We start from the raw sequence: 18,140 nt of genomic DNA, 5'->3' as shown, positions 1-18,140 counted from the left end.
AAGCTCGTACCTCGAAACCAAGCCAGTCTGTCTATCGGCCAGACGGTCGATCTTTTTTGAACTGCCATGCCATAAGTCAGACTGGAATATTCGTCGAACCTCGATAGTCAGTTCGATCCTGAACGAACGCTGCTACGGCTGAACGAAGCACTCATCGATTCAGGTCTGTTCAGGGAGGTCGACATTAAAAGCCGCATTATTCGTTGCGAGCGCTTTCTGATCGGACGATCCGCCGAAGACCACGCGTTCGTCCACTTGCAGATCATCATATTGTCAGGCCGCGATACAGCGACAAAAGCTGGCCTGTCCGCGCGGATGCTGATTGCGCTGCGAGACTGCTTCCAGCCGCTGGCGGGCGTGCAAACTCAGCTAGGCGTGCAGATACTCGATAACGAACGGGAGACCTATTCGAAGGAGTTTGTGTAGCCGCTCTCTGGACAATGGCCATGAGTGCATTTGCTCACGTCTTTCACTGCGCGATGTGCGGGGGCCCGTCGCACTGCGCTCGATGAGCGCCGGCCGTATTCTTCTACGAGGTCCACCATGGCAGCATGGCGGATTGCTCCGGCAATCGCGGTTGACCACAGTGGCGCCGCCTCGAATCGCCCTGCCAATAGTGTCTGGTGTGCGGAGCCTCCGCCCTGCTGACACGGATCTTCCGGCTGAAAGGTTCGCCGTTTGCGACCACGCCGCAATCGAAACGGACTTGTGGGCGTTGGCTTCTGCAATGCCGACGCAGGGCTACGCGATAAACGCCCACGTCAACTGCAAGCTGGCAAATGCGAAAGAGCAGGGCGCGTTCTTCGGTCACATGCATCGAATCTAGATACGAGTCGTCGGCGCGTCTTTGAGCGCGCTGGCGAGCTCTCTTTAGTTAAAGCATTGCATCAACGATTCATGGATGTTAGTCGACGGTCGAGTGCGCCAAGCGGCGCCGCGGCGCGACGAAATGGCAATACATTGAACTTCTCGTGCGGCAAGTTCGGGATTGGCTGCTCCCGATGGCTCACCCGACATCCGCCTAGGTCCGACCGACTTCCACCTTCGGCGTTTCATTTTTGCGCCGAAAGATGTGCCGGTACGGTGTTTCGCTATAGCCGACATGGCTGCGAGGCATCGATGGAAACTGGGCATTCGACAGTCGTCGCTCAAAATGGCTCCATGACCGCCAAGGTGGCGGTGACAAAGGCGGTGAAGCCAATATGTAAAGCCTCACGCTGAAGTGTGACGACTGCTCCATCGCTTGTCCGGATAGATCTTTTCGATTGAACCAATGCAGTCGATCGTCGATCGCAGCGCGAAAGCCGTCTGGCGCCGACTGCATCCTACGTCCCCAGATGCGGCAACAAGGGCGGACGTAACTTCAGTGGCAAGCGGCCCACCCAGAAAAGCTAGCACTGCCGCAACATGAGAGTCCTTGATCAACACACAGAATGCCGGACTGCTCATTCAGCGCTGCGCGTGCAACCTGCCAATATCGCCGGCAATGGATCGCCCGCATGTCGGTGAAGAAAGCGCCTGCTTCTGCGGCCGTGGCGCAATTGCGGTCGCGCGAGAGGCTCAACTTTCGAAAGGTGCCGCAAGGAGCAGGTCGCAAACGTTGGGAATTTGGAGACCAGGCACAAGGCTACGTCCAACGTCGGCAAGACCTGTTCCGATGGCAGTGTGTGGTTTAAATCTCGCAACCTCGGCTAGCGCCTCCGTGAACGCCCTCTTGAAGCCCAACCGCGGGTAGAGCGCGAGCGTGTCGTCGATCAGCTGCGACGAGATCTCATCCATCCTGAGCCCCAGGACGTCGACGTGAGCGCCGAAGTGGACGAGCGCGACTTCCGGTTCCCTGCGATCGGCGATTTCGGCGGACGAGTGAAGGGCGATGGCATCCCAGACGATGTCTACCTTCGTCTTCGGATAGTCGTGCACGTGCAGAAATTTTCTCGCGGCGTCGGCACCATCCACTTCAAAACGCTTATCCGCAATGTAATCCTCCGACAGACCCAGGTCGTGAAGCAGCGACGCAAGATAAACCAGCTCGCGGTCATACTTCATCTGCCGCTTTTTACCAATGAACTCAGCAAACCACCATGTCCGGTGGACATGATTGAGGAACGGCTTCGAATGGGCTTGCTCGACGAGAGCGGCCGCTGCGCGGACGAGCTCCGAGTCCGGCGCAGCTATGCCTCCGATGATGACAGGGGGGTTCATATATTCTCCTCAAAAGTCTGAGTCGAAAAAATAGTTCACCCTGTCTTTCGCGGCAACGACAAACAGCCCTCGTCCAGGGACATTCGTTCGCTCCGACGGAGAACGCATCTCTGGCGGTTTTCGCGTCAAGATTTCGGCTGTCCGAAGCGGCTGCGATAGTCCTGCGGAGACACGCCATAAACCTTTGCGAATGCCCGGCGCATCCGTTCGTCATCTCCAAAGCCGGTCCGACGCGCGATGACTTGAATAGGATCGCGCGCGGATTCGAGCAGGCGTCTGGCCGCCTCTATGCGGATTTTCTCGACGGCCCGCGCTGGCCTTTCCCCGGTTTCGCGAAGATAGACGCGAGCGAAGTTGCGTGGGCTCATTCGCGCTGCGTCCGCGAGTGCCGGAATCGATAAGTCCGCTTCGAGATGGGTTCGAATCCAATCGTGGAGGTCGTCGAACCGACCGCGCGCGTCGCGCATCTGCTGACGCAGTTCGATGCTGAACTGCGATTGACCGCCGGGTCGCTTGAGAAAAAGAACCATGCCGCGCGCCACATTGAGCGCCGCCAGGTGGTCCAGGTCGTCCTCGATCATTGCCAGCGCCATGTCAATCCCAGCGGAGACACCGGCCGATGTCCAGATATGATCGGAGGTGACAAAAATCGCGTCTGGCTTGACGTTGATGGTCGGGTGCTGGTCTTCGAGCCGGCTGCACGCAGCCCAATGTGTCGTCGCATCGCGGCGATCCAGAACGCCCAACTGGGCGAGGACGAACGCGCCCGTGCAGACGGAGCCGAGCCGACGAGGCCGGTCGAGATAACTCACGAGCCTCGCCCGAAGAGATGCAGTCGCGGCAGCGGGCATGATCAGGTCGGCTCCGGCAACGAGCAGCGTGTCGACGGAGTCGATCACTGCGTCGTCGAGCCGTACGGTTTTCAGCTTGACGCGAGTATCAGTGGAGACCGGACCGCCCGCCTCGGAGGCAAGAACGACGTGATAGGCGGGACGACCATCTTCAAAGCAGGCGTCGCTGAATGCTTGCAGTGGACCGGATATGTCCATCAGCTTGGCACCCTCATAAGCGACGATGACAACCTTGCGAGGTACTTGTCCGTCCGATGTGTCGATCTTAGCCATTTGCCTGAGGCGTCGAGGTGTGGCGAGTTTCAGTTTCCCGGATCGCCGATCCAGCCAGCCACCTTCGAGGTCCGCCGGCACGCACGACGACAAGACCGCCGGGAGAACTTGGCTTGTTGTCGCGTCCTAGCGACAGGCTATCGGCATTGGCGTGCGGCGGCAATGACAATTCCCCCTCGTTTTCTGCCGCCGCTGTGATAGGCCGGCCTGACTGGGCGGCTTGAGGAAGGATGGTTCGACGTGGCCTCACGCAATTCGCACCGTGCCTGCGGGACGGCCCGCACGCTACCAATCGGCAGAAAACGAGGTGTGGATGTCAATCGCGGAACGGTTCGTGAGCCTATACTCTGCTGACCATTTTTGACGTCAGTCAGCCAGGACATTCTCGTGATCTCAGATATCAAGGTACCGGACAGCAGGATTGTCCGCGAGGCTGAGGCGCTTGCACGCTCGGTCTCGAACGAGGCGCTATTCAACCACGTGATGCGATGCTACTGGTTCGGTGAGCTGTTCGCGCAACAAGAAGGAACGAAGGTGGATAGTGAGCTGATGTTCCTGTCAGCCGTGCTGCACGATCTGGGACTTACCGATCATGCCCCCGGTCCTCACCGCTTCGAAATTGAAGGTGCGAGTGCAGCGCGGATGTTCCTTGTTGAACAAGGCGTATCGAAGGATCGTGCACAGAATGTTTGGGACAACATCGCGCTGCATACGTGGGATATGAATCATTTCAGGGGGGACACCAGCCGCCTTACGCAGTTGGGCCTGGCGTATGACGTCTCTGGCGTGGCCGGCGCGCAGCTCGACCCAGCAGACGTCGCCGAAGTGCTACGACGATATCCCCGCCGGAACTTCAAGCGCGCTTTCAACGAAATGCTCAATCACGAAGTCGACTGCAAGCAGCCGTACCCGCACTGGTTTCACATTTGCTCCCGCGTTGCACACAATCGATCGCCGCTCACAATCGTGGATGCACCGGTCGTGCTGGACTGGGCGCCGTTTGACGAATGAGCGGTGCTTCGAGCATCCGTGTTGCTGGCAGAAATCGAGGGCTGAACGTCATTTGTGCCGCGGTTCGACAAACCTATACTCGGTAGCGATAGCAGTACCCGAACGCCGCCTTCGTTTAAGCGCAAAGACCGTACAACGTGGAGCAAGCCAAATGACCAAATACACCGAATTCGAATTCAGGACGCAACCATGGTTTGACCCGGTATGGTTTGATCGAACCGCCTTCCAGGGATTCAATCAGTTCATCCCGATGAAGACCATCGTGATCCACTGCTTTGATCCGCGGGCATCCGAGATACCGCAGGCTGTCGCCGACTATTTCGGCGACGAGGTCTACCCGGGCGAAAACATTCTCGACGAAGCCGGCAACCGGATCGGCAACACGCGGACGCTGTTCGCCGTGTCGAACGCGGGTGGCCGTGCCTTTTCGGCTCTTCAATCGGTCGCGACGATGGACTATCTTTTCAAAGTACAAAACGTCGTGGTGGTGCATCACTCGTTCTGCGGCGCGACGGCTTTCACGCCGGAGACTCTTGTCGATGAGTTCCATGATCACCACCACGCAGATATCTCAACATTGTTCGATCAGGATAGCCTCGCCATTTCACATTTCGAGGAGTCGATCAAACACGATGTCAAACTGCTTCGTGCCAGCCCGGCTGTCCCAAAGGAGGTCAAGCTCTACGGCTTCTTCTATGAGATGAATTCTGGCGAGTTGACGGAGGTGGTGCGGGACATCCCAGCATAGCGGCGTCGCTGCTAGGCGAAATATGGCAATAGACCGCAGCGATCAAGGTATAGACGGACACATCGAACCACGCGTTCGTTCGCCTCATAATGTGCATATGCACACAACGGAGCGGCGCAGAAAGTCTGCCCGCGTCGTGCGTCTTAACGCAGTATCACTCAACCTACGCAATGGAGCATCATCATGCAGCAACGCAAGTACCTCATTACCGGCGCCACGGGCAAGACCGGCGTCTATACCGTCAACAACCTGCTCGAAGCCGGGCACGCGGTGCGCGCCATGGTGCGCATAGAAGACGCGCGCAGCGCTGCGCTGCGTGCCGCCGGCGCCGAAGTAGTAGTAGGCGATTTGCTCAATCACGACGACCTGATTCGCGTCACCTCGGGCGTCACGGGTGCGTATCTCTGCTATCCGGTGCGCCCGGGTTTCATCCAGGGCACCGCCTATTTCGCCGATGCCGCGCGCCGCGCCGGCCTGGAAGTCGTGGTGGAAATGTCGCAGATATCCGCGCGCGAAAACGCGAAGAGCCATGCCGCGCGCGATCACTGGATCGCGGAGCGCTTACTGGAGTGGTCGGGCGTGCCCACTATTCATATCCGCCCGACATTCTTTTCCGAATGGCTGATCTTCCCGTGGGTGCTCGACACCATCGTCAAGGCTGGACAGATCGCACTCCCGTACGGCGAAGGGCGCCATGCACCGATCGCAGCGGAAGACCAGGCCCGTTTTATCGCTACCGTGCTCACGCAGCCGCAGGAGCACGTCGGCAAGGCGTATGAGTTGTGCGGTCCCGTCGAAATGGATCACAGCGACATCGCGAACGAAATAAGCAAGGTCATCGACAGGAGGATCGTCTATCGCCCAACAACGCTCGACGAATACCGCGCGCATTTGCAGAAGTACGATCTTCCCGAGTTCGCGATCCAGCACTTCATTGAAGTCGCCGTCGATTATCAGAACGGTGTGTTCAAAGGCTCCGACCACGTGATCGCACAGGTTACCGGGAAGGCACCACAGACGGTTGGGGAGTTCGTTCGCGCCAGGCGCTCGCTTTTCCGGCCGTGATTCGTTACGCCATAATTACCAAGGAGATTGAAATGAAGATCGAGAACTCCATTGTATTTGTGACCGGCGCCAGCCGCGGACTGGGCCTTGCATTCGCACGCGAGGCACTTGCCCGCGGCGCGGCGAAGGTGTACGCGGGCGTACGCAATCCGGCGGCTTTCAGCGAGCCCGGCTTCGTTCCCATCGCTCTCGACGTGACGGACCTCGCTTCGGTCGAGGCGGCCGCGAAAGCCGCGCCAGATGTCACCATACTCATCAATAACGCAGGAATCGCGGAAATCACCGGGTCGCCACTTGCCGGCAGTGCGGAAGATCACGCTCGCCGCATCTTCGAGACGAACTACTACGGCGTCGTGCGAGTGACTCGCGCTTTCGAGCCCCGGCTTCCCGGCGACGGCAGCGGCGCTATCGTTAACGTGCTTTCCGACGTCACCTGGCGTACTGTGCCGACTCTTGCGCCGTATGCGGCGTCGAAAGCTGCGGCGTGGAGCTTCACCAACAACGTGCGAGCCCATCTGAAGGAAAGGAACATCCGCGTGCTGGGCTTGCACGTCGGCTTCGTGGATACGGATCTCACGAAGGATTTCGACGTTCCAAAGGCGAATCCCGTCGATGTCGTCCGGCAGACGTGCGACGCGCTCGAAGCGGGCGAGAGCGAAGTGCTGGCGGATGCCGGTGCCCGGGCGCTGAAAGCGACGCTTTCTCTCGCAGTCCCGAGCTACATCGATCCCGACATCCTCGAAGGGAAGTGAGGGGAAGAAGCGCCGCGTTTTCGCGGGGTGGCGCGTAATACGGCGCTCGCTGGACAAGGCGTGATCGACCAACCCGCCTTTCTGACTCGAACGTCAGGAATACAGGTAGAAGTCGTCGTTCGGGCGGCTCGTACACAATTCGGGCGAACGGCTGCAGATGGCCGATTGGGTGAGGTCGCCAACGGCCGCTTATTGGCGCTCCAGTTCGCAAAACCTGAAATTAGCTGACTGACCGCTTCGGAGAAAGTTATCTGACCGGAGTGGGTCGACTAGAGGCGGTCGCGCCATCCCGACAGCGGCCGTTTGCGAACCCGGCGATGAGCTCCTGGGATGTGATGTCTTTGTGATGTCTTGGCCACAAATGTGGACGTTGTCCACCAATTACCTCCCAAAACGTCCATCAACTACTTCGCCGCGCTGAGGCGATCTGGGCGCCGAGCTGACCAAGAACAAATTTGCTTTATTTTTTGGAACAAATTTGCTTTAACAGAGGGGAAGTCTTGGTGGCTAGTCGGATTACCTTAGCCATTTGACATAATATAAATTATCAACGGACTGGATGTACGGGCTATATCCTAATGTCGGGTTCTGGCTATTTACAGATGTCGTGTTTCTGAACGCTGGCAAGCTGGCAGGCTGCTGCCACGTTGCGGGAGCCCGCCATGAAGCCGGACAGGACACTGGTGAGTCTGAGCATGCGCGAACTGGACAGGCTGAAGGTCATTCAGGCGATCGTTGAGACGGGCCTCAAGCCTGGTCGTGCCGCCGAACGACTGGGATTGACGGTACGTCAGGTCGAGCGGCTGGTGAACCGTTACCGGGAGCACGGCGCGTCGGGCGTGGCATCCGGGCGGCGTGGCCGCCCGGGCAACCGGAAGCTCGACGACGGGCTGGCCTTGCGCGCCCTGACGCTGATCCGCGAGCGCTATGCGGATTTTGGCCCGACGCTGGCGCGCGAGAAGCTCGATGAATGTCACGGTATCCGGCTGGCCAAGGAGACCGTCAGGCGGCTGATGACCGATGCCGGATTGTGGACGCCGCGTGCGCAGCGCCCGCCGAAGGTGTACCAGCCACGTGCACGCCGGGCCTGCCTGGGCGAACTGGTGCAGATCGATGGCAGCGATCACCGGTGGTTCGAGGACCGGGCGCCGGCCTGCACGCTGCTGGTGTATGTCGACGATGCGACCAGCCGGCTGATGACGCTGCACTTCACGGCGAGCGAATCGACCTTCAGCTACTTTGAAGCGACGCGTGCCTACCTCGAACGTTACGGCAAGCCGGTGGCGTTCTACAGCGACCGCGCAAGCGTGTTCCGCAGCACGTGCGCCGGCAAGACCGGGCACAGTGTGACGCACTTTGGCCGCGCGATGTACGAACTGAACATCGACACGTTCTGCGCGAACAGCAGCCCGGCCAAGGGCCGCGTCGAACGTGCGCACCTGACGCTGCAGGACCGGCTGGTCAAGGAGCTGCGCCTGCGCGGCATCAGCACGGTGATCGACGCCAACGCGTATGCGCCCGCCTTCATGGCGGCCTACAACGCGCGCTTCGCGAAGCCGCCCAGGAGCCCGTTCGATGCGCACCGGCCGCTGCGTGACGATGAAGATCTCGATCTGCTGATGACGTGGCGCGAGACGCGCCGCGTGTCGAAGGCGCTGACGGTGCTGTATGACCGGGTGCTGTACCTGCTGGAGGACACGCCGGCCAACCGCGGGCTCATTCACCGCTATATTGACGTATGGGAGTATCCGGACGGACGGATCGAGATCCGGGCCGATGACAAGGCGCTGGACTGCCGCCGCTACGACAAGCTCGCGGACGTCGATCAGGGCGCGGTGATCGAGCACAAGCGGCTGGCGCACACTCTGCAGGTCGCGCAGGCACTGCAGGCGCAGCGTGACAACCGGCGTATCTCGGGCTCGCCCTCACGCACCAACCGCGGCATCGAGGTCCGCAAGCCCGAACGTAAGCCCGGCACGAAGAAACAGCGCGAGTTCACGCAGGCCGATCTGGATCAGGCCATCGCGCAACTGGCGCAACCATCAAAGGCGCCCTCAACACCTGGCCAGCGGTCTGCCAGAGCGCGCTGAATGGTCTGACACGCCCTGCCCGTTCAACCTGTCTCCTTCGACACTGCGTGAGCTTCAATCCGTGAAAGGCAGACCCAAACCAAGGTCAGAAACCCGACATCTGTATTTAGCCAGCACCCCGACATTTGAATCTGGCTTTGACAAGAGGTGTGACGGCTATTTAGATGGAATGGTCGCCTCCCGCCTTAACGGTCCGCTCGACGTCGCAGTCTTGCAGCCCAAGCGTGTCACATTGCTGGTTCGGCAGTCCTGCCGTCAAGGAGAACCAGATGGAACCCACGACCATTGCCATCGACCTGGCCAAGCGCGTTTTCCAGATTCATTATGTCGATCCTGAGACCGGTGCAATCCACAGCAAGGTTCTCAAACGCGCCCAGCTCGTGCCGTTCTTCGCCAACCGGCCTGCGAGCCGTGTCGTCATGGAGGCCTGCGGCAGCGCCCATCACTGGGCCCGGGGCCTGGCGCGGCTCGGCCACGACGTGCGGCTCATCGCAGCCCAGTTCGTGCGGCCGTTCGTGAAGTCGAACAAGAATGATGCGGCCGACGCCGCGGCGATCTGGGAAGCTGCCCAGCGTCCCGGCATGCGGTTTGTGGCCGTCAAGACCGAAGACCAGCAGGCCATGCTTGCCATGCACCGCATGCGTCAGCAACTGGTCCGGATTCGCGTCATGCAGGTCAACCAGCTTCGTGGATTGCTCTACGAATTCGGCGTCGTACTGCCGCAGGGCCGCCGGGCATCGATAGAAGCCGCCAAAGGCGCGCTGGCTTCACTGGTCGACCAGTTGCCCGCCATGCTGGCAGACAGCCTGCAGGACCAGATCTCGCGACTTCGCGGGCTCGACGAGCAGGTCGCACGGATCGAACGACGCATTCTCGACTGGCGCCGCAACGATGACGCATGCAGACGCATCTCCGAGATTCCCGGCGTGGGCGTGCTCACGGCGACCGCTGCGGTATCGGTTATTGGCCAGGCAAGGACGTTTCGCTCCGGGCGGGAGTTTGCCGCCTATCTGGGTCTCGTGCCACGGCAGAACAGTTCCGGCGGAAAGGTGAAACTCGGGGGCATCAGCAAACGCGGTGACGTGTATTTGCGAACGCTACTGATCCACGGCGCCCGATCGGTCATCTCAAGCGCAAGGCATTTGCCGGAGCGTTTACGCCAGATGCTGACCCGGCGCCCAACGAACGTCGTTGCGGTTGCACTCGCCAACAAGATGGCGCGAACAATATGGGCGCTGCTGGCGTATGGCCGAACGTATGAGGCAGCCCCCTCGCAGTGACCACGCTTCAAAGCCAGTAACCCCATTCACGGTTGCACAGGTGTATTGAACGATGGCAAGACAGGTTGGACCGCGCAAAGGCAAGCCTGAGACATTTCTCGGACCTCGAGTCCGCCATTTAGATTAGGACCTTTGCGGCGAAATCCATCGGGGCCGGCGGGCATGCCCGCGATCGAGTCCGGATATAAGTCCGCAACCACCCTCCTCGCCACGAACAATTGCCTTGCAAATGGGAGGCGACCATATAAGTAATGTCGTATCTGAGCCAGATGGAAATGTCGTGGCTGGCGGTTGATCGGAGCATGCCGGCCCCCCTCGTGACGCGCTTGCGGAGTCCAACTCGGTTCTCCAGGAGCGGATCGGCGCGATGCGCGAGTACTGACTTGCGGTCGAAAAGGCGGCGCGGCGCGTCGAGCGCAAGAACGACGAGGGCAATATTCTCGAATGTAGGTGGCGAAGGCGTCCGCTGACGCCTTCGCGGTTCGCCGCAGGGACGGTCGGCGCGCGACGCGACGCGCCGACGCGCCGACGCGCCGGGCGCCGACGCGCCAGGAGCCGATGCGACGCTCAGAAGCCTGCGGCCAGCCCATCGCGACGGCTGTCGCTTGCAGCGACATAGCCGCGCTCAGGCTCGTTGCGATCGAGCTTCCAGATGAACTGGCCCGAACCGAAATCCATATACGGATCATCGATCGACTTGATCGTGTGGCCCAGGCCTTCGAGCGCGCGTGAGGTCTGCGGATCGAGCGTCGATTCGATATCTATAGAGAAATCGCGGTTGACCTTCCAGCGCGGCGCATCGCATGCCGCCTGCGGCTGCTGGCTGTAATCGAGCATGCGCACCACGGTTTGCAGGTGCCCTTGCGGCTGCATGTCGCCGCCCATCACGCCGAAGCTCATGACCGCTTCCTGCTTGCCGTCCACCTGCTGCGTGAGGAACGCTGGGATGATCGTGTGGAACGGCCGCTTGCCGCCCTCGACCACATTCGGCGACTTCGGGTCCATCGAGAAACCGCAGCCACGGTTCTGCAGCGAAATCCCCATCTCAGGCACGACGCAGCCCGAGCCGAAGCCCATATAGTTCGACTGGATGAAGCTGACCATCATGCCGCGCTCGTCGGCCGCCGACAGGTAAATCGTACCGCCCGCCTTCGGCATGCCGAAGCCGAAGTGCGTCGCGCGCTTCGGATCGATCAGCTTCGCACGCGATTTCAGATAGGCGTCGTCGAGCATTTGCGCAGGCGTCACTTCCATCGAGCGCGGATCGGCGACGTAGCGGTACACATCCGCGAACGCGAGCTTCATCGCTTCGATCTGCAGATGCTGCGATTCGATGCCGTCGAGCTTCAGCGCGGCCACGTCGAACTGTTCGAGAATGCCGAGCGCGATCAGCGCGGCGATGCCCTGCCCGTTCGGCGGAATCTCGTGCACCGTGTAGCCGCGATAGTCCTTGCCGATCGGCTCGACCCAATCGGGCTGGTAGTTGCGCAGATCGTCGAGCGTCATTGCCGCGCCGCAATCGCGGGAAAACGCCGCGATGCGTTCGGCAATTTCGCCTTCGTAGAAGGCGCGCGGACCGTGTTCGGCTAGCATGCGCAAGGTCTTGGCGTGGCCCGGCATCTTCACCAGTTCGCTGACTTCGGGCGCGCGGCCCCGCGGCATGAACGTATCGGCGTAGCCCGGCTGGTTCTTCAGTTCGGGCACGGCGGCCGCCCACTTGCGCGCGACGACGTTTGCCACGGCATGGCCGCGCTCGGCGATCTCGATGGCGGGCTCCATCAGATCGGCGAACGGCAGCGAGCCGAACTTCCGATGCAGCACTTCCCAGCCCGCGATCGCGCCCGGCACCGTCACCGTGTCCCAGCCCCGCACGGGCTGCACGGCGACGCCGTTGTTTTCGCCGTATTTGCGCCTGAAATAATCGACGTTCCACGCAGCGGGCGCGACGCCCGACGCGTTCAACCCGTGCAGCTTGCTGCCGTCCCACACGAGCGCGAACGCGTCGCTGCCGAGTCCATTCGACACCGGCTCGACGACGGTGATCGCCGCCGCTGCCGCGATGGCCGCATCGACGGCATTGCCGCCTTTCCACAGCATGCGCAACCCGGCCTGCGCGGCGAGAGGCTGCGACGTCGACACGATGTTGCGCGCGAACACGGGCATGCGCAGCGTCGGATAAGGGTTCTGCCAGTTGAAGCTTGTCATGTTGTCACTCTGGTGGTTTTGCTGGTTCGACCGCGCGCCATCGAAAGCCGTAGCGCGCGAAAAGCATCACGATTCGCGCGGATCGAGCGCGTCGCGCAGGCCGTCGCCGAGCAGGTTGAAGCCGAGCACGGCCAGGAAGATCGCGATGCCGGGAAAGATCGACATCCACGGCGCCTGGCTCACGAAGTCTTTTGCCGTGTTAAGCATCGAGCCCCACGACGGCGCGGGAGGCAATTGTCCGAGCCCGAGAAACGACAGGCTCGCTTCGGCGATGATCGCGCTCGCCACCGTCAGGCTCGCCTGCACGATGATGGGCGGCAGCACGTTCGGCAGAATGTAGCGCAGCATGATCCGCGCGTGATCGAGGCCGATCGCGCGCGCGCCTTCCACATATTCTTCGGCCTTCACGCTGATGGCCTGGCCGCGCGTGAGGCGAATGAAGCGCGGCATCGCCGAAATGCCGATCGCGGCCATCGCGTTCGTCAGGCTCGGGCCGAGAAACGCGCTCAACGCGATCGCGAGAATCAGAAACGGGATCGACAGCAGCGCATCGGCGATGCGTGAGATCACGCCATCGACGAACCTGCCGAAGTAACCGGCGATCAATCCCAGCGGCACGCCGAGCACGACGGCAATGCCGACCGACACGACGCCCGCCAGCAACGACGCACGCGCGCCGTACAGCAGGCGGCTCAGCACGTCGCGGCCGAGTTCGTCGGTGCCGAACCAGTGCGCCGCCGACGGCGCCTGGCGCACGGTCATGAAGCTCGCCTGCACGGGGTCGTAGTGCGTGAGCCACGGCGCGAACAGCGCCATGATCACGATGAGCGCCACCAGAAACGCACCGAACACGGCCGCGCGATTGCGCATGAAGCGCGTGAGCCCCCGGCGTTTGCGACGCGGCAACGCGGCGGCCGCCGACGCGGATCGGGCATCGATTGAAGTAGCCATCAACTGCGCCTCAGTCGGGGATTGAGCAGGATATAGAGCACATCCGCGCACAGGTTCACGACGATGAACGCGACCGCCGTGACGAGCACGACGCCTTGCACGACGGGGTAATCGCGATTGAACACCGCATCGACGACGAGCTTGCCGAAGCCGGGAATCGTGAACACCTGCTCCGTCAGCACGGCGCCCGCGAGCAGTTCGCCGAACAGCAGCGCGAGCACGGTCACGATGGGAATCAGCGCATTGCGGAACGCGTGCTTGACGACCACGGCGCCGCGCAGCAACCCTTTCGCGCGCGCCGTGCGGATGTAGTCGGTGCGCAAGACGCCGAGCATTGCGCTGCGCGTATGGCGCATCAGTTGCGCGCCGAGCGCGGCGCCCAGCACGAACGCGGGCATCAGCATCGTCTTGATGCTGAGCCAGAAATCCTCGCCCGGTGACACATAACCCGACGACGGCAAAAGATGCCAGCGCACCGACACGATGAAAATCAGCATGATGCCGAGCCAGAAATTCGGTATCGACATGCCCGACAGCGCGAAGATGTTTGCCGCGTAGTCGAGCGGCCCGCCCCTGCTCGCCGCCGAAATCACGCCCGCCGGAATGCCGATGCCAATGGCGAGAATCATCGCCATCACCGCGAGCTGGATCGTGACGGGCAGCTTTTGCGCGATCAACGCGCGCACGGGCACGTCAGTGCGCAAAGACGAACCGAGATCGCCGTGCGCGACATCGCGCATCCATAGCGCGTACTGCGTCGGCACGGACTGATCGAGGTGATACTTGACCCGCAGCGTCGCGATCAGCTGCGGGTCCTGATCCTCGCCCGCCATCGCGCGGACCGGGTCACCCGGCAGCAGCTTCTGCAAGCCGAAAATCAGCATCGACACCAGGATCAGCGTCGGCACGGCCACGAGCAGGCGATTCGCGATGATCGGCAGCATGACGATCAGCCCTTGACCGACACGCCGCGCAGGCGCACCAGACCGTCGGCGTAAGGCGTGAAGCCCTGGACTTTCTTCGACAGCACGAACGGCCAGGGCTGCGCGTAGATGTAGACGATGGGATCGTCGTCGGCGAGGATCTTACCCGCGGCGTCGTAGTCGGACTTGCGCTCGGCCTGGGTCTGCTTGGTGCGCGCCGAATCGAGCAGCGAATCGACCTGCTGGTTGCAGTAGTGCGCGTAGTTCAGGTTGCCCGCGCAGGTGTTGAACTGATGCAGGTTGCCGTCGGGGTCGAGGCGCCCCGACCAGCCCGTGTACATCGCTTCGAAGTCGCCGGTGTGGCCTGCGTTCAGTTCCGTCGCGTAGTCGCTCGGACGCAGCTTCAGCGTGATGCCCGTTTCGCTGAGCATGGCCTGCAGCATCTGCGTGATCTGGCTCGCGACCGTGTTGTTCGGATACGCGAATTCAATGGTCGGATGCTCCTGGCCCGCCGCCTTCAGCAGCGCCTTCGCCTTCGCGACGTCGCGCTTCGGGGTCGGCAGCGACGCGTTGTAGTACGGGCTCGATTTCGGAATGCCCTGGTTCGCGGGCGTGAAGATGCCCGCACCGATCACCTGGTCGATCGCATCGCGGTCGATCGACAGTTCGAACGCCTGCCGCACGCGCTTGTCCTTCAGCGGACCGTTGCCGCGCGGGCCGTTGTTGATGTTGAACGTCACGTAGTAGAAGCCGAGACCCGTCACCGGCTTGAACTGCAGGTTCGCATCGCTCTTGACGGCGGCGACGTCGGAGGGCGCGAGACGCTCCAGCATATCCAGCGAACCCGAGCGCAGATTCGCGAGACGCACGGTGCTGTCGGGAATCGGCTGGAATACGACGCGCTGAACGGGATACTTGTCCGCGTCCCAGTAACCGGCGAACTTCTCGAGCACCACGCGATCGTTCTGCACGCGCTGAACGAACTTGTACGGCCCCGAGCACACGGGATGCGACGCGACGCCTGCCGCGTCGCTCAGCGTTTTCGGCGCGAGCATCATGCCCGCGCGGTCCGACAGCGTGGCGAGCAGCGCGGCGTCCGGCTGCTTCAGCACGATTTTCACGGTGCTGTCGTCGATCACATCCACATGATCGACCGACGACAATTCGCTCTTGCGGTTGCTGGTCGGCAGCGTGCGGTAGCGGTCGAGGTTCGCCTTCACGGCGGCGGCGTTGAACGGCTCGTCGTCCTGGAACTTGACCCCCTGGCGCAGCTTGAACGTCAGCGATTTTCCGTCGTCGCCCGTGGTCCACGACGTGGCGAGCATCGGCACGATCTTCAGATCCGGCGCGACGTCGACGAGCGAATTGCACAGCGACGCGAACACGATCCGGTCGACAAACTGCACGCTGCGGGCCGGATCGAGCGAGCCGATATCGTCCTGCAGGCCGATGCGGATGGTGGTCTGCGCCATCGCGGCGGAAGCGCTCAATGCGAGCGCCGCGGCAATCAACATTCTTCGCATGCGTCGTGTCCTCGTTGCGGTTCGGGTTGCCATGGGTGATCGTTACCGGTTCGCTTCGGCGCTCAGTGCGGCCTGCGTCTGGTTCTGCTTCTCGCGATAGATCGCGAGGCGCTCGTTGAGCTTCGTGCTGACGCTCGCGACGAGCGGCGTGCCGCCGCCCGCGTTCTGCACGTCGCGCCAGAAATGACACGCGACCTGCCGTCCGCCCGGCAGCGTTTCGGACAGCGGGCGCTCCTGCACGCAGCGCGGTTTCGCGTGCGGGCAACGCGTATGAAAGCGGCAGCCGGGCGGCGGCGCCGTCGGGCTGGGCAGATCGCCTTGCAGCGCAGGCTTCGTGCGGCGCTCGTGCGGACTGCTGGCGGGAATCGCGCGCAGCAGCGCCTGCGTGTACGGATGCAGCGGCGCGTCGAACAGTTCGTCGACCTGCGCCAGTTCGACGATTTCACCCAGATACATCACCGCGACGCGGTCGCTCATGTGGCGGATCACGGCGAGATCGTGCGCGACCATGATCAGCGTGAGCCCGAGTTCGGCCTTCAGCGATTCGAGCAGGTTGATCACCTGCGCCTGCACGGAGACATCGAGCGCCGACACGGGCTCGTCGCCGACGATCAATTTCGGCTCGCCCGCCAGCGCCCGCGCGATACCGATGCGCTGCCGCTGGCCGCCGGAGAATTCATGCGGATAGCGCTGCGCATACGCCGGCTGCAGGCCGACTTTGGTCAGCAGTTGCGCGACGCGTTCGCGGCGCTCGCTGCCGCTGTTGGCGAGACCATGAAACGCAACCGGCTCGCCGATGATCTGCCCGATAGTCATGCCCGGATTCAGCGACGCGAACGGGTCCTGAAAGATGATCTGCATGTCGCGGCGCAAGCGGCGCAGCTTCGCGCCCTGCCAATGCGTGATGTCCTCGCCCTGATACAGCACGCGTCCTTGCGTCGCGTCGATCAAACGCAGCAGCATGCGCCCGAGCGTCGACTTGCCGCAGCCCGATTCGCCGACGATCGCGAACGTCTCGCCCGTCTGCACGGCGAACGAGACTTCGTTGACGGCATGAACCGTGGGCGTGCGCGTGAACATCTGCCGCTCGCCGCCAAAGCGTTTGGTGAGCGCGCTGGCTTCGATGATGGGCGTCGCGATGTGTGACGCGATGTGTGACGCGATGTGCGACGTATTCGCGGGCCTCATGTCAGCTCCGTTTGCTGCGCGGGCTTCACGAGTTGCTCGACAGGCGCGAGCCAGCAGGCGACGCGATGCTCGCCTTCGAGCGTTCGCTCGGGCGGCGCGGCGTCGATGCAACGCTGTTCGGCAAACGGACAGCGCGGCGCAAAGCGGCAGCCGCGCGGCATCTGCTCGGGCGTCGGCACGGAGCCGCGTATCGTGGCGAGCGACCCTTCTCGCTTGCCGACGGACGGAATCGCGCCCATCAGCCCGATCGTGTATGGATGCTGCGGATCGTCGAACAGATCGGACACCGTGCCGTACTCGACGATCTTGCCCGCATACATCACCGCCACGTGATCCGCCACTTCGGCGACCACGCCGAGATCGTGGGTAATCAGCAGCATCGCCGTGCCCGTCTCTTTCTGCAGATTGCGCACGAGCGCCAGAACCTGCGCCTGAATGGTCACGTCGAGCGCAGTAGTAGGTTCGTCGGCGATCAACAGGCGCGGGCTGTTCGCGAGCGCCATCGCAATCATCACGCGTTGGCGCATGCCGCCCGACAGCTGATGCGCAAACGCATCGAGCCGCGTTTCGGGCGCGGGAATATGAACGAGCCGCAGCATCTTGAGCGCCTCTTCGCGCGCCGCTGCGCGGCTGACGCCGCGGTGCCGCCGGATGCTCTCGCCGATCTGCTCGCCGACTGTGTAAGCGGGATTCAGTGAGGTCATCGGCTCCTGAAAGATCATCGACATGCGGTTGCCGCGAATGTCGGCGAGTTCGCGCTCGGACAGCCCGAACAGATCCACGCCCTCGAAATGCGCCGTGCCCGCGACGCGACGTGCCGGCGGGCTGGCGAGCAGCCCCATCAGCGCGAGCGACGTCACGCTCTTGCCGCAGCCGGACTCGCCGACCACGCACAGGGTCTCGCCCGCGTGGACGAGAAACGACACGCCGTCGACGACGTTCGGCACGCCGGGCAAATTCGAAAAGTTCAGCGAGAAGCCTTGTACATCGAGAACCGGCCGGCGTTCTGCTGCGGTCATGCCTGTTTACTCCGCATTGCGTGGCTTGTCCTTCCAGATCGTTGTGAAATCGATTATCT

At 62.1% G+C, this 18,140-nt stretch carries 15 protein-coding genes; 7 read left to right on the top strand and 8 right to left on the bottom strand.

Annotated features, from left to right (window positions below):
* Window positions 1-81 precede the first annotated feature (81 nt).
* A complete protein-coding gene (locus OH764_RS08315; RefSeq protein WP_498848784.1) occupies window positions 82-426 on the top strand; it encodes a 5-carboxymethyl-2-hydroxymuconate Delta-isomerase in 345 nt (114 codons plus the stop codon).
* A gap of 1,134 nt (window positions 427-1,560) precedes the next feature.
* Here OH764_RS08315 and OH764_RS08310 read toward each other — a convergent pair.
* The gene (locus OH764_RS08310) at window positions 1,561-2,202 is read right to left on the bottom strand and encodes an HD domain-containing protein (protein ID WP_498848704.1); all 642 of its coding nucleotides are present in this window, start codon (window positions 2,200-2,202) and stop codon (window positions 1,561-1,563) included.
* Between the two features lie 125 nt (window positions 2,203-2,327).
* The gene (locus OH764_RS08305) at window positions 2,328-3,326 is read right to left on the bottom strand and encodes a GlxA family transcriptional regulator (protein WP_498848703.1); all 999 of its coding nucleotides are present in this window, start codon (window positions 3,324-3,326) and stop codon (window positions 2,328-2,330) included.
* A gap of 387 nt (window positions 3,327-3,713) precedes the next feature.
* On the opposite strand from OH764_RS08305, the gene OH764_RS08300 reads away from it, so the two are divergent.
* The 6 genes from OH764_RS08300 to OH764_RS08275 all read left to right on the top strand — a co-directional run bounded on the left by OH764_RS08300 (window position 3,714) and on the right by OH764_RS08275 (window position 10,272).
* A complete protein-coding gene (locus OH764_RS08300; RefSeq protein WP_498848702.1) occupies window positions 3,714-4,337 on the top strand; it encodes an HD domain-containing protein in 624 nt (207 codons plus the stop codon).
* A gap of 151 nt (window positions 4,338-4,488) precedes the next feature.
* On the top strand, window positions 4,489-5,085 hold the full coding sequence (locus OH764_RS08295; protein ID WP_498848701.1) for a carbonic anhydrase: 597 nt from the start codon (window positions 4,489-4,491) through the stop codon (window positions 5,083-5,085).
* A 183-nt stretch (window positions 5,086-5,268) separates the two neighbouring features.
* Entirely contained in the window at window positions 5,269-6,150 is an 882-nt protein-coding gene (locus OH764_RS08290; protein ID WP_496418899.1) for an NAD(P)H-binding protein, read from the top strand.
* A 32-nt stretch (window positions 6,151-6,182) separates the two neighbouring features.
* Window positions 6,183-6,902, top strand: a complete 720-nt coding sequence (locus tag OH764_RS08285; protein ID WP_498848700.1) for an SDR family oxidoreductase — start codon at window positions 6,183-6,185, stop codon at window positions 6,900-6,902.
* A 662-nt stretch (window positions 6,903-7,564) separates the two neighbouring features.
* Window positions 7,565-8,992, top strand: a complete 1,428-nt coding sequence (locus tag OH764_RS08280; RefSeq protein WP_498848699.1) for an ISNCY family transposase — start codon at window positions 7,565-7,567, stop codon at window positions 8,990-8,992.
* Window positions 8,993-9,261: 269 nt separating this feature from the next.
* Window positions 9,262-10,272, top strand: coding sequence for an IS110 family RNA-guided transposase (locus tag OH764_RS08275; protein WP_498848698.1), 1,011 nt, complete (start codon window positions 9,262-9,264; stop codon window positions 10,270-10,272).
* A 567-nt stretch (window positions 10,273-10,839) separates the two neighbouring features.
* On the opposite strand, the gene OH764_RS08270 is transcribed toward OH764_RS08275, so the two are convergent.
* From OH764_RS08270 to OH764_RS08245, 6 genes are all read right to left on the bottom strand, one after another.
* Window positions 10,840-12,477 (bottom strand): gamma-glutamyltransferase family protein, encoded by a 1,638-nt coding sequence (locus tag OH764_RS08270; protein ID WP_392393226.1) that lies wholly within the window; start codon window positions 12,475-12,477, stop codon window positions 10,840-10,842.
* A 66-nt stretch (window positions 12,478-12,543) separates the two neighbouring features.
* Window positions 12,544-13,428 carry an ABC transporter permease gene (locus OH764_RS08265; protein ID WP_288829049.1) on the bottom strand — a complete coding sequence of 295 codons (885 nt, stop codon included), beginning with the start codon at window positions 13,426-13,428 and terminating at the stop codon, window positions 12,544-12,546.
* Complete coding sequence (locus OH764_RS08260) at window positions 13,428-14,372, bottom strand: ABC transporter permease (protein ID WP_027780164.1); 945 nt, start codon at window positions 14,370-14,372, stop codon at window positions 13,428-13,430. The genes OH764_RS08265 and OH764_RS08260 overlap by 1 nt, the downstream gene beginning before the upstream one ends.
* 5 nt (window positions 14,373-14,377) lie before the next feature.
* Window positions 14,378-15,874, bottom strand: a complete 1,497-nt coding sequence (locus OH764_RS08255; RefSeq protein ID WP_498848697.1) for an ABC transporter substrate-binding protein — start codon at window positions 15,872-15,874, stop codon at window positions 14,378-14,380.
* A gap of 42 nt (window positions 15,875-15,916) precedes the next feature.
* A complete protein-coding gene (locus OH764_RS08250; RefSeq protein ID WP_498848696.1) occupies window positions 15,917-17,062 on the bottom strand; it encodes an ABC transporter ATP-binding protein in 1,146 nt (381 codons plus the stop codon).
* Window positions 17,059-18,081 (bottom strand): ABC transporter ATP-binding protein, encoded by a 1,023-nt coding sequence (locus OH764_RS08245; protein WP_498848695.1) that lies wholly within the window; start codon window positions 18,079-18,081, stop codon window positions 17,059-17,061. Before OH764_RS08245 ends, OH764_RS08250 begins: the two co-directional genes overlap by 4 nt.
* Between the last annotated feature and the right edge of the window lie 59 nt (window positions 18,082-18,140).

This window comes from Burkholderia sp. M6-3 (assembly GCF_050858985.1).
Lineage (GTDB): Bacteria > Pseudomonadota > Gammaproteobacteria > Burkholderiales > Burkholderiaceae > Paraburkholderia > Paraburkholderia caledonica.
Note: the sequence above shows the minus strand (reverse complement) of the source record. Positions and strands in the feature narration are given on the sequence as shown.

What these genes read in the sequence shown, in the direction of transcription:
- OH764_RS08310 (WP_498848704.1), bottom strand. Translation starts at nt 2,202, where the DNA reads ATGAACCCCCCTGTCATCATCGGAGGCATAGCTGCGCCGGACTCGGAG.
- OH764_RS08305 (WP_498848703.1), bottom strand. Translation starts at nt 3,326, where the DNA reads ATGGCTAAGATCGACACATCGGACGGACAAGTACCTCGCAAGGTTGTC.
- OH764_RS08295 (WP_498848701.1), top strand. Translation starts at nt 4,489, where the DNA reads ATGACCAAATACACCGAATTCGAATTCAGGACGCAACCATGGTTTGAC.
- OH764_RS08290 (WP_496418899.1), top strand. Translation starts at nt 5,269, where the DNA reads ATGCAGCAACGCAAGTACCTCATTACCGGCGCCACGGGCAAGACCGGC.
- OH764_RS08285 (WP_498848700.1), top strand. Translation starts at nt 6,183, where the DNA reads ATGAAGATCGAGAACTCCATTGTATTTGTGACCGGCGCCAGCCGCGGA.
- OH764_RS08280 (WP_498848699.1), top strand. Translation starts at nt 7,565, where the DNA reads ATGAAGCCGGACAGGACACTGGTGAGTCTGAGCATGCGCGAACTGGAC.
- OH764_RS08275 (WP_498848698.1), top strand. Translation starts at nt 9,262, where the DNA reads ATGGAACCCACGACCATTGCCATCGACCTGGCCAAGCGCGTTTTCCAG.
- OH764_RS08270 (WP_392393226.1), bottom strand. Translation starts at nt 12,477, where the DNA reads ATGACAAGCTTCAACTGGCAGAACCCTTATCCGACGCTGCGCATGCCC.
- OH764_RS08265 (WP_288829049.1), bottom strand. Translation starts at nt 13,428, where the DNA reads ATGGCTACTTCAATCGATGCCCGATCCGCGTCGGCGGCCGCCGCGTTG.
- OH764_RS08260 (WP_027780164.1), bottom strand. Translation starts at nt 14,372, where the DNA reads ATGCTGCCGATCATCGCGAATCGCCTGCTCGTGGCCGTGCCGACGCTG.
- OH764_RS08255 (WP_498848697.1), bottom strand. Translation starts at nt 15,874, where the DNA reads ATGCGAAGAATGTTGATTGCCGCGGCGCTCGCATTGAGCGCTTCCGCC.
- OH764_RS08250 (WP_498848696.1), bottom strand. Translation starts at nt 17,062, where the DNA reads ATGAGGCCCGCGAATACGTCGCACATCGCGTCACACATCGCGTCACAC.
- OH764_RS08245 (WP_498848695.1), bottom strand. Translation starts at nt 18,081, where the DNA reads ATGACCGCAGCAGAACGCCGGCCGGTTCTCGATGTACAAGGCTTCTCG.